The sequence below is a fragment of the Phytoactinopolyspora endophytica genome (genome assembly GCF_004138495.1).
Taxonomy (GTDB): domain Bacteria; phylum Actinomycetota; class Actinomycetes; order Jiangellales; family Jiangellaceae; genus Phytoactinopolyspora; species Phytoactinopolyspora endophytica.
Genome location: NZ_ML142867.1, coordinates 60,625 through 62,039 on the forward strand (window position 1 = coordinate 60,625; position 1,415 = coordinate 62,039).

The 1,415-nt window shown below is 70.5% G+C and carries 2 protein-coding genes; both read right to left on the reverse strand.

Going from position 1 to position 1,415, the window contains the following annotated elements; translation table 11 throughout:
• On the reverse strand, positions 1-475 hold a 475-nt coding region (locus tag ELR45_RS28020), incomplete at its 3' end, for an ABC transporter permease subunit (RefSeq protein WP_205857404.1).
• On the reverse strand, positions 465-1,415 hold a 951-nt coding region (locus tag ELR45_RS28025; protein ID WP_205857405.1), incomplete at its 5' end, for a branched-chain amino acid ABC transporter permease. The genes ELR45_RS28025 and ELR45_RS28020, both read right to left, overlap by 11 nt.

A 1,415-nucleotide genomic window follows, 5' to 3' on the forward strand; every position in this document is an offset into this window, starting at 1 on the left:
CCAGCACCAGGAGCTCGCCGAGCGCGATGGTGATGATGAGGAACGCCATCCCGCTCATCCGCAGCGCCAGCGCGCCGACCGCGGTACCCACCGCCGCGGTGACGGCGAGCGCCAGCAGGAGGCTGAGGGAGAAGCCAAGCCCGAGTTTCTCCAGGCCGAGCGCCGAGGCGTACGCCCCTACCCCGAACAAGGCGCCGTGACCCATCGAGGCCAGGCCGAGAAAGCGCAGCAGCACGGCGATGCCGTAGGCCAGGATGCCGAACACGGCAGCGGCCGTGGCGAGTGAATAGGCGGAATTGGTCGCCGACCAGGTGAACTGGGGGCGCAGGGGGTCCAGGGGCACAATGACGAGCGGCAGCAGCATCATCACGACGGCGGCGACGCGCCGCACCGTGCGGCCCCTGCGGGCTGGGCGCGGCGCCTGGAGGGTGTCGTCCGCCGGGGAGGTCGCCTCGACAGCGGTGTCAGTACGCACGGTTGCCTCCGAAGAGTCCAGCGGGCCGCCACAGCAGCAGCAGCACCATGGCGAGGTAGGCGTAGCCGTTCTGCCACTCGGCCCCGATACCGTAGGCGCCGCCGAGTGCCTCGGCCAGGCCGAGGCCCAGCCCGACGATGAGTGCGCCCCAGACGTGGCCGAGGCCGGCGATCACGGCGACCGCCAGGCCCTTGATCACGAACGGTGTCGCGGAGTACGGGGTGAACGGGAAGAGGGTCGCCATGAACGCGCCGGCCAGTCCCGCGAGGCAGGCGCCGAGGAAGAACGCCCACGAGATCGACCTACCGACCCGGACACCGACCAGCGCGGCGGCCTCCCGGTTCTCCGACGCGGCCCGCATCGACCGCCCCAGGTCGGTCCGGTTGAGGATCCAGTACAGGGCCACGACGCCGCCGGCGGCGATGGCGAACGTGAGAATGCGCTCGCTGGGCAACCGGGCACCGAGGATCTCGGTGGTCCCCGAGACCGGGCTGGAGATGCGTCGCTGCTCAGGGGACCAGATCACGGTGAACAGGCCCTCGAGGGCGATGGTCAGACCGAGGGTGACGATGAAGCCGTTCATCGGCTTGTCGAGGGTGAAGCGCAGGAATCCTCGGTCTACCGCGACTCCGAACAGCCCCACGGCCAGGGTCACCGGTACCACCGCCGCCCAGAACGGGACGCCGGCGGCGACCAGGGTGTAGCTGAGGTAACTGCCCAGCAGGAGGAACATGCCCTGGGCGAAGTTCACCAGGCGTGAGACCCCGAAAATGAGGGTCACGCCGATGGCGACGAGGACGTACAGCGCGCCGACTCCGAGGCCGTTCGCGACTTGCTGGGCGAAGTTCGACATCGTCCACCGATCCGTCGAAGGGTGCAGGAGCGGGCTCCCCGGGGAGCGGGCGCCCCGGGACCGTGTGCGGAGCCCCGGGGCGGCGGC